This window comes from Actinospineispora spinosispora DSM 44797, from assembly GCF_000429025.1.
Lineage (GTDB): Bacteria > Actinomycetota > Actinomycetes > Mycobacteriales > Pseudonocardiaceae > Pseudonocardia > Pseudonocardia spinosispora.
In genome coordinates, this window is the sequence record NZ_AUBB01000055.1 from 21797 (window position 1) to 31110 (window position 9314).

The 9314-nt window shown below is 66.0% G+C and carries 9 protein-coding genes, 1 tRNA gene and 1 pseudogene; 9 read left to right on the top strand and 2 right to left on the bottom strand.

What is annotated here, in order from left to right; all coding sequences use genetic code 11:
* Positions 1-10: 10 nt before the first annotated feature.
* From G406_RS0121880 to G406_RS56015, 9 genes are all read left to right on the top strand, one after another.
* A complete protein-coding gene (locus G406_RS0121880) occupies positions 11-673 on the top strand; it encodes a response regulator (protein WP_028935442.1) in 663 nt (220 codons plus the stop codon).
* Positions 670-1911, top strand: coding sequence for a sensor histidine kinase (locus G406_RS48830; protein ID WP_051342493.1), 1242 nt, complete (start codon positions 670-672; stop codon positions 1909-1911). The genes G406_RS0121880 and G406_RS48830 overlap by 4 nt, the downstream gene beginning before the upstream one ends.
* 96 nt (positions 1912-2007) lie before the next feature.
* A tRNA-Pro gene (locus tag G406_RS0121890) sits at positions 2008-2081 on the top strand.
* Between the two features lie 742 nt (positions 2082-2823).
* Positions 2824-3534, top strand: coding sequence for a hypothetical protein (locus G406_RS54380; protein ID WP_156935063.1), 711 nt, complete (start codon positions 2824-2826; stop codon positions 3532-3534).
* 307 nt (positions 3535-3841) lie between these two features.
* Positions 3842-4135 carry a hypothetical protein gene (locus G406_RS57150; RefSeq protein WP_156935064.1) on the top strand — a complete coding sequence of 98 codons (294 nt, stop codon included), beginning with the start codon at positions 3842-3844 and terminating at the stop codon, positions 4133-4135.
* 188 nt (positions 4136-4323) lie between these two features.
* Positions 4324-4665 (top strand): histone-like nucleoid-structuring protein Lsr2, encoded by a 342-nt coding sequence (locus tag G406_RS0121895; protein ID WP_028935443.1) that lies wholly within the window; start codon positions 4324-4326, stop codon positions 4663-4665.
* Positions 4666-5653: 988 nt separating this feature from the next.
* Positions 5654-6121, top strand: a complete 468-nt coding sequence (locus G406_RS48840) for an ester cyclase (RefSeq protein WP_051342495.1) — start codon at positions 5654-5656, stop codon at positions 6119-6121.
* 334 nt (positions 6122-6455) lie between these two features.
* Entirely contained in the window at positions 6456-7184 is a 729-nt protein-coding gene (locus tag G406_RS0121905; protein WP_028935444.1) for a flavodoxin family protein, read from the top strand.
* Positions 7185-7539: 355 nt separating this feature from the next.
* Positions 7540-7698 carry a DUF2188 domain-containing protein gene (locus tag G406_RS56015; RefSeq protein ID WP_211241225.1) on the top strand — a complete coding sequence of 53 codons (159 nt, stop codon included), beginning with the start codon at positions 7540-7542 and terminating at the stop codon, positions 7696-7698.
* A gap of 26 nt (positions 7699-7724) precedes the next feature.
* Here G406_RS56015 and G406_RS48845 read toward each other — a convergent pair.
* Both G406_RS48845 and G406_RS0121925 read right to left on the bottom strand, forming a co-directional pair.
* Positions 7725-8786, bottom strand: a pseudogene (locus G406_RS48845) (IS3 family transposase).
* Positions 8787-9031: 245 nt separating this feature from the next.
* Positions 9032-9314: transposase (locus G406_RS0121925; protein ID WP_028935445.1), on the bottom strand; the 283-nt coding region annotated here is incomplete at its 5' end.

A 9314-nucleotide genomic window follows, 5' to 3' on the forward strand; every position in this document is an offset into this window, starting at 1 on the left:
GGAGGTCAGCATGACAGCCCGGCCAACTGATTCGCCGGTGCGAATCGTGCTGGCCGACGACGAGCCGTTGCTCCGCGCCGGCTTACGTGTTGTGCTGGAGGCAGAGCGCACGGTCAAGGTGGTGGCGGAGGCAGCCGACGGCGCTGAGCTGCTGGAGGCGGTTCGCCGACATCACCCGGAGGTGGTGCTGGTGGACGTCCAGATGCCCGGTGTCGACGGGTTCGCGGCCCTACGCGCGCTGGCGAAGGAACCCGACCCGCCGCCCGCCGCCGTCCTGACCACGTTCGACCTGGACGGATACATCAGCGAGGCGCTGCGGATCGGTGTCCAGGGTTTCCTGCTGAAGGACGCCGAACCGGGCGCGCTGATCCGCGCTGTGCTCGACCTGGCCGCGGGCGGCGCGGTGCTCGACCCGAGGATCACCGCTCGGTTGCTGCCCAGGCTGGTGGCAGGGGGGCCGGAGCGTATACCGCCCAGGCTGGACGAGCTGACCCTGCGCGAGCGTCAGGTGCTGACGCTCATCGCGGCGGGTCATTCGAACGCGGCGATCGGCGACAACCTCGGTCTGGCTGAAGCGACCGTCAAGAAGTACGTCTCCGCGGTGCTGGCCAAACTCGGTGCTCAGAACCGGGTACAGGCGGCGCTGCTCGCGCAAGGGCTCGGCGTCGGATGAAGCGCTTCCCGGCGGTCGTACCGGGGCGGCGCACCTGGTGGCTGCAGACGGTGAGCGTGCTGGTGCCAGCCGGCGCGGTGCTCCTGGCTGACGACCACCCGTTCACCTGGTCGTTGTGGGTCGCACTGACCTCATGCGCGCTGCTCGCCCTGCGCTTCTGGCGGCCCCGGCTGGTCGTGCTCGCGTGTCTGCCCGCGCTCGCCGGTGGCCTCGGCTGGCCGCCCGCCGTCGTTGCGCTGTACGCGCTGGGCCGCTACGCGGGGCGTCGGATGCCGACGGCACCATGGGTGGTCCTGGCGTTCCTGTCGTCGGTCATCCCGATGCTCGCGGGTAAGCCGCAACCGTTCCAGAACTGGGTGCTCGGCCTGCTCTTCGCCGGCGCCGCGAGCGCGGCCCCGGCGGTCCTTGGCATGCTCATCACCACGCGCGAGCAGCTGCAGGCGAGTCTCCGCGACCTCGAGGCCGCACGTGAGGCCACCGTCTGCGCACGCGAAGAGGTGGCCCGTGCCGCCGAGCGGGACCGGATCGGCCGGGAGATCCACGACGCCGTGGGCCACCACGCCACGATGATCGCCGTCGGTGCCGCCGCACTCGCGGCGACCAGCACCGACGAACAGACCAGGGAGACCGCCGAACGCCTGCGGGTCCTGGCGAAGCGGGCGCTGGCCGAGATGCGCGCCGCACTGGGCCTGCTCGGCACCGACTCCGAGCTGAGCGCCGGCATCGGCGCGTTGCCCGACCTGGTCAACCGCGCCAGGGACACCGGCATGCACGTGGAGCTCATCGGAGCGGACGCGCTGGGCGAAGACATCCCGCTCGGTGTCGAACGCACCGTGTACCGGCTGATCCAGGAATCACTGACCAACGCGGCCAAGCACGCCGAGGGTTCCGACGTCGAGGTGCGACTGGAGCGGTGGGCCACGGAGCTGCGCGTCACCGTCACGAACGGCCCGCCGCCCCGCCCGAAGATGATGTTGGCCACGTCCGCGGCGGGTGGTGGCCTGGCCGGCCTGGCCGAGCGGATCGGCATGATGGGCGGTCGGCTCAGGGCACGGGCAACCTCCAAGGGGGGGTTCTCGGTGCAGGGCCGGCTCCCGACGCCACCGCTCGACAAGGACCGCGATCGGCCTGCTGACACCTTGTCTACCAGCGTGAATCCAGTTCTTAGGGATACCAAAGTCGCCGCTACTGAGGCGACCAACGACGGTAGTGCGGTTGCTCGTGTCCGAGCACACTGATCGGGTGATACCGAGTTAGTCCGAGGGGTCGTCACGACCGGCTGTCTCGGCCTTCCGCCCGTGCGGTAGGCTTTGCAACGCCCCACTCGGGGCAGCCGGGACGTGGCGCAGCTTGGTAGCGCACTTGACTGGGGGTCAAGGGGTCGCAGGTTCAAATCCTGTCGTCCCGACGGTTGGGTGAGAGCCCCGATGATCTGGAGAAAAACCAGGTCACCGGGGCTTTTCCCATTTCTGGGGTTGATCTTCGTTCGACTGCGGATCCATGATCGTCTTCTGTTATATGGAGCGAACCTGGAGCGGCCCGGTCAATTGATGGTCAAGGGGTCGCCCAACTGATCGCCGCGGTCGTTCGAAGGTGGTTCTGAGCGCTGGCCCGGAGCATCTGGCTCTAACGGTGAGCAATGGGCCGCAACGCGGTCCAGCTCGGTCTGAGGCCGGAGAACTGGCCCGATCCGGGTCACTGGTTGGGGTAACCGCGTGCAACGGGCTGTGTGGCCGTGTGGCGGTTGTGTCCGGATTCGCCTGGATGATCGCCCTTGTACTGGCGTGATGTGGTCGAGTGATGAGTTACGGACCGACGGATCAGGCCCGACGGTCGAGGGGCAGAGGCGCATGTCTTTTCGCGGGCGTGTGTGGTGGTGAGAGTGGCTGGTCGTGGGTCGATGCCGCGCGTGAGGTCGGCGGGTTCGCCGCCTTTGCGGATGTGGATGCGATCGCGGCTGCCGCGGCGCGACCCGCGCGAGCGATACCGCGTCGATCACTGGGGTCGGGGCGTCGCGCGGCGTGACAGTGATCGGCTCGGCTTGATCGAGGCTTGCGCTGGTGCGTCTGTGGGTGCGGATTGACATTCGTGGTCGAGTCGAGAGTCGATCTGGCTGCATCAGCGCTGGTGTGCGGTGACGGTTGTTGGTGATGACCAGTGGGTTGTCGGTGGGTGTGGAGGGGACGGGGGCGTTCGCGGAGCAGGTTGGGCCGGGTTCGTGGCGGGTGCGGTATTGGACTGACGATGGTGTGCACGGTTCGCTGACTGGTTTCACGACGCGTGAGCAGGCGCGGGACAAGGCTGCCGAGATTGATGTCGAACGGCGTCGGGGAACGTTCATTGATCCGGCGGCGGGAAATCTGCGGCTGGGGGAGTGGGCGCCTCGGTGGTTGGAGGCGTTGGATGTGGCGGAAGCGACGGAGTCGCAGTACAACAGCTTGACCCGTAAGCACATTGTGCCGCGATGGGGCGAGTCCGGTGTGGGCGACATTTCCGGTATGGATGTGCATGTGTGGGCGCGGAACCTGCGCCGCGCGGGTTATGCGGAGTCGACTGTGGCGACGATTGTGAAGATTTTGTCGATGATGTTGGCTGATGCCGCTGACGAGCGGTTGATCGTGGCGAATCCGATCCGGCCATGCCGTCGAGGGCGCAGACGGCGGGAGCGACGCCGCGAGATCGTGTGGGCCACACCGGAGCAGGCGTTGAACGCGGCGGCGACGTGCGGCGTGTGGGCTGGGTTGATGATCGTGACCGCGGCGTGGAGCGGCTGCCGGTGGGGAGAGATATGCGGTCTGCAAACGTACCGACTTTCACCACGACCACGACCTGACCGCGGGCCGGTTGGTGATCGATCCTGATCGGGGCGCGCTGCACGAGGTGGACGGACGATTGTTCCTGGGTCCGCCGAAAACCCAGAATCGGCCCGGTCGATTACGCTGCCGGGGTTTTTGGTTCCGATGCTGGTCGAGCACCTGGCCAGCCAGGACTCGAAGTTTGTGTTCGTGACCAGGGAAGGGGAGCATCCGCGTCGGTCGAACTTCGCTCGCTGTGCCATGCGGCCTGCCGCGGATGGCACGCTTCAGTGGGGCCCGGCCTCGGGTTGTGTTGAAGCCGGCGGCGCCGGGTTTGACGTTTCACGGGCTGCGGCATAGTCATAAGACGTAGTTGATCGCCGATGGTGTTCCTCAGGTGGCCGAGGCACGGCGACTGGGGCACATCCTGCCCGACAAGATCGAGAACGTGTACAGCCGCGTCGCCCCCGCGGTCGAAGTGGGCCTGCTGGACGGTCTGCAACAGCGCTGGACCAATGCTGTGAACGCCCTTGCGCTTACAAACAACTCACCTGAACACCGCCAAGACCCCACGCCGGGTGCGGCGCATTCGTGGATTACCGCGACACGAGTCATTGATATACGGCGTGGCGAGCTACCTGCGGGGCCATCCGCGATTGCCGGATAACCCGCAGTTCACAGCCTTGCGGCCCTCTGCCGCGGCGGGTGAACGCTGAGCGTCCACAATGCGGATGCCATGTAATGGCGATTGTGTGAATCCTCGTCCGTATTGTAGGGTCGGTTTCATTCGCGGGCGGCCTCAACGCATTGCAAGGCCTCGAGTCTCGCTTGAACTCTCATGTGGAGGTATGTCTCATGGCGCAGAAGGTTGTAGTTTCCCTGGTCGATGACCTCGACGGCGGCCAGGCTGATCAAACCGTTCAGTTCGGTTTCGACGGCAGGAACTACGAGATTGACCTGTCCAGTAATAACGCGGACAAGCTCCGCGCGGCAATGGCCGACTACGTCGCGGCAGCCCGGCGCGCGTCGGCGTCACGGCGTGGAGGCAAAACCGCAGCTGGGAGCGCCTCCACGACGGCGGTTGATCGGGAACAGAACCAGGCCATCCGGGAATGGGCCCGCAAGCGCGGCATGAACGTCTCCGAACGTGGCCGCATCCCAGCCGACGTGCTCGAGGCCTACCACCAGGAGAAGTGATTCCGGCGACCCTGCCGGTGGTGGATATGTGAATGTATGGACGAACTGACTGTGCCGGAGCGAGCGGCGTTGCAGTGGGTCGAGCAGCTAGCTGCGGTGAGCAGGCTGAACTCGGCTCGACTCGGAGACCGCGTCCTGGCGGTACACCTCGTTCGCGGAACTACTACTTGATCAAGGTAGGTTCTTCACCCTGGCCCGTGCTGAGCCTGCTTGCCGTATCCCAACCCGGAGTGACGCCCCTGCCGAGCAGTAAGGGCCATACGACGCCACTCCGGTGAGGTTTGTGCGTTGACTACACAGTCGTCGTATGGCGCGGACTTGGGGGAACCCGCTGATTAAGAGTCGGCTCAAAGGTCTGTCGGGCACTGCCGACGGATGTCAATGTATGTCGTTTTGGCTGGTCAAGTCTACTTGTGGGTGTCGTGGAGTGTCACCCGCTGTCGGCAGATGTCGGTCGTCTCGGGCGCAACTCGGGCGCACAGATGTCGGCTCGTCCCGGGTTGCTTGGCCAGAAATCATCTGCGCTTTGTCGACTTCGAGCGCCCCGTGGCCATGGTGGCGGCTCCCGCAGCTGCTCGACAACGCCCGCAGTCACATCGGCGGCTGAGCCCCACCGGTTGCCGTCCTGCCGATCGGGCTGACCCTGACCGGTCGCGCACCTGCTCGCCCTCCCAGTTAACTCCACGTCGGTCAACCCCACCCGCAGCCTCGGCCCGGCCCTGTCCAGCGGGGGCCCGCCACCACAGTCACAGCTGTGTGCCTTCTTGCTCGCTCCGTTGGTGGGCGCCGATCCACGTCGCAAGAGCCTGCGCTAATCCACCACGACCACACCCGACGGCCGGCGCATCCCTTGCTGTTCGGTCAGCCTGGACGGCTGGTGTCCTAGACACAGGGCCACTCGTCGTGTCCGACGATCCTGAGGTGATCCCGGTGTGAGACAAGTGTCACCGGGCGGTGTGCCCGGCGCTTACCTGGGTAGCCCGCCACCATGACGAAGGAACAGAACATTGCCACCCAGGTGAAGGCCGCCGAGTTCATCAACGCCGGCGACATCGATTCAGGAATTGACATCATGTTCGCGGTGGACGCCATCGACCGCGACCCCGCTCCTGGACAGGGCCCCGGACGGGAGGGCTTCCGGTCGTTCTTTCGGACTCTGACCACGGCGTTCCCCGACGCGCACCTCGAACCCCAGACGATGGTCGCCGACGACACCTCCGTCGCGTTCGCCTACACCCTGACCGGTACCCACAAAGGCGACTTCAACGGGGTCGCGCCGACCGGCAACCGCATCGAGGTCCGCGGCCTGCAGATTGGGCGCTTCGAGAATGGCCAGATCGTTGAGCGCTGGGGCAGCACCGACGAGGCGGGCATCATGCAGCAGCTCGGCGCCGCTCCGGACCCCTCGGGCAAGCCCGGTCTGGTCGACAAGGTGAAGGAGACCTTCACGGGCTGATCGGTGGTTGCGTTCGCGGAGGACCCGAGGTGGGGAACCGTCAGCGGACGTGTTTGCGGTTCTGGGTAGGGCCGCTGGAGCGCGGGCCGCGGTGACGAGGGGTTGACCGGCGACGATGACACGTTCTGTCGTGCACGTTCTGGCTGGCCCGCACCGGGGAAGCTGCTGGGGAGCTTCCCGCGATCGTTCAGCCGCTCGGACTCGCCACGGCCGCCGGCGCCCTGGCCCGATCCGAACTCCCTCCCATCCTGATCCAGCCCCGCACCAGACCCACCGTCACTACCGGTGCCCGCTGGGCACACCGCGAGACTCCTACCGAAACGAGGTTGCCCCTATGACACGCCCCAGCCCCGACGAGGACCCCCGATTCGCGGGTCTGCGTGCCTTGTTCATCAACACCACGCTGAAACGCTCACCCTCGCAAAGCCACACCCAGGGGCTGCTCGACCTCAGCGCCGCCATCATGACCCGAGCCGGCGTGGCCGTGGATCAGTTCCGGGCGATCGACCACGACATCGCCACCGGGGTGTACCCGGACATGACCGAGCACGGTTGGGCCACCGATGAATGGCCGCGGCTGCAGCGGCGGGTGATGGCCGCCGACATCCTGGTCATCTGCGGCCCGATCTGGCTCGGTGACAACAGCTCGGTCACCAAGAAGATCATCGAGCGGCTTTACGCTAGCTCCTCGGAACTCAACGACGCCGGCCAGTACGCCTACTACGGCCGCGTCGGCGGGGCACTGATCACCGGCAATGAGGACGGCATCAAACACTGCGCCAGCAACATCCTTTACAGCTTGCAGCACATTGGATACCTCATCCCACCCCAAGCCGACGCCGGCTGGATCGGCGGAGTCGGGCCCGGACCCAGCTACCTCGATGAAGGCTCCGGCGGGCCAGGCAACGACTTCACCAACCGCAACCTGACATTCATGACCTACAACCTGATGCACCTCGCAGCCATGCTCAGCGCCACCGGGGGCATCCCGGCCGGGGGAAACCAGAGCCCGGAGTGGGACAACGGGCGCCGTTGGGACTTCCCCAACCCTGAACACCGATAGCGAACCTCCCGGTCCCCAGCCGCGTCCATGTGTTGGTAGAGAAGGACCTTCGCCACCCCGCGTTGCGGTTCTGGAGGAGCAGCCAAGGCGACCACAAGCGCCTCAATGCACGCGCTGCCCGGGGCGGTCGCGCCAGCCCTAGGGATCCGCTGATCGACAAACCGAGCACCCGGCAGGCCTCCTGCGAACGGAATGCGGTCTGCGGAGAGTTCCCGTGCTACCGGGTAGATCATTTCGGTAGGAAATGCGCTCAGGCGAAGTACTTCGCCGGCTCGAGTAGCGGCTTTCCACCCTCTGGGTGTCAACTCCCGCGCCCAGCGCAATTGTTGGTCTCACCATGTTGGATCGTCATGTTGTGCCCGTCGAAGACTGCTGGCAGGTCGAGGAGGACAACGCCAAGCGGCTCAGCGCCAGGACGCCCACGCAGGTCGAGGCGATCAATCGCGCCGTGGGGATCGTCGCCAACGACGGTAGCGGGCAGGTTGTCGTGCACGGCAGCGACGGGCAGGTCTGAGGGGTCCCCGTTGACTGGTCCAGCTGCTATGCGAGTGCTGGTTGTTGGTTGGTCCAGGCTTGGGCGAACTCACGGGGTGTCAGGTCGCCGTGGGCGGTATGGGGTCGGTTGCGGTTTTAGTCGATGCGCCAGTCCTCGACGAGGACCTGGGCCTCGAACAACGTGTCGAATCGCCGGGCGTTGAGGAACTCATCGCGCAGGCGTCCGTTGTAGGACCCGATCCAGGCGTTCTGCCAAGGCGAGCCGGGGTCGATGAACACGGTCTGCGTGCCGCCGAAGCGGCACCAGTCGGCCACGGCGGAGGCGATGAATTCCGGGCCGTTGTCGAAGCGCGGGAATGCCGGTGGCCCGCCCCGTTGCGCGGCGAGGCGGTCGAGGACGACGACGAGCTTGCCGGCGTCGATGGAGCGGTCCACAGTGATCGTGAGCGCCTCGCGGGTGTACTCATCGATGACGTTGAGCATCTTCAGCGTCCGTCCATCGGCGGTGGTGTCGAACTGGAAATCGCAGGCCCACAGGGCATTCGGGATGATTGGGCACATCGCCCCGATCGGGGGCGCCGATCCCGCGTAGCGGCTTCTTCTGCCGCCGGTAGGGCACTCGCAGGCCCTCCTCGCGCCACAGCCGCTGCACGCGCTTGTCGTTCACTGTCCATCCGGCTCGGCGGGCGGCCTTGGCCGCACGGCGCCACCCCCACCGTGGGCGTTCGCGGGAGAACACGCGGAGGAACTCCCGCAACCGGGCTTCCCGCTCATCCGGGTATGGCGGGCTCAGGCGCTGGGTCGAGCGGTGCTGGCCAACCACCCGGCAGGCCCGTCGCTGGGAGACCCCGAACCGCTCACGCAGCATCCCCACCGCGGCGCGGCGGCGGTTCGGGGTCAAAAGTTTCCCTCGGCCAGCTCCTTGAGCTTCTTGGCGTCGTTCGCCTTCATCCCGCCGTACTGCGCGACCCAGCGATGCCAGGTCGACTCGGCGATCTCCAAGTGTCTACACACCTCGGGCAACTCCTGGCCAGCACTGAGCAGCCGATGCCCCTCGGCGATCTTACGAATGATCTGGTCCGGCGTGTGCCGGCGACGCTTGCCCATCAAGCACGTCCTCCCACCTCAATCTTGAGGCATCGGACTCGCACAACGACTGGACCACTACGCGGGGGCACCTCAGTACAACGCCGAGATCGATGCATTTTCGCAGTCCTTCTTCAAGAACGAACCGCGGGCAATAGTGGAGTACTGCACCATTGTGCTTGAAAAGTCGGTCTACCCCGAGGGGTTTCCGCAGCAGTTCCGCATCGCTTGGGTCTGTCTCGTGATCGGTGTTTCCGGCGTCAGTTTCAGTAGGTCTCGGCTCCCGGCCAGCGGTCACCGAACGTGATGGCGAATGCGTTGATCACTGGCTTCCAGCGCATTGTCCACCTGGCGCGGCCTGTCCCGGTTGGGTCCAGGCTGCGAGTCACAAGGTACAGGCACTTCATCGCGGCTTGCTCGGTCGGGAAATGCCCTCTCGCGCGGATCGCCCGCCGGTAGCGGGCGTTCAGTGATTCGATCGCGTTCGTGGAACAGATCATCCCGCGAATCTCGACGTCATAGTCGAGGAACGGCACGAATTCTTCCCAG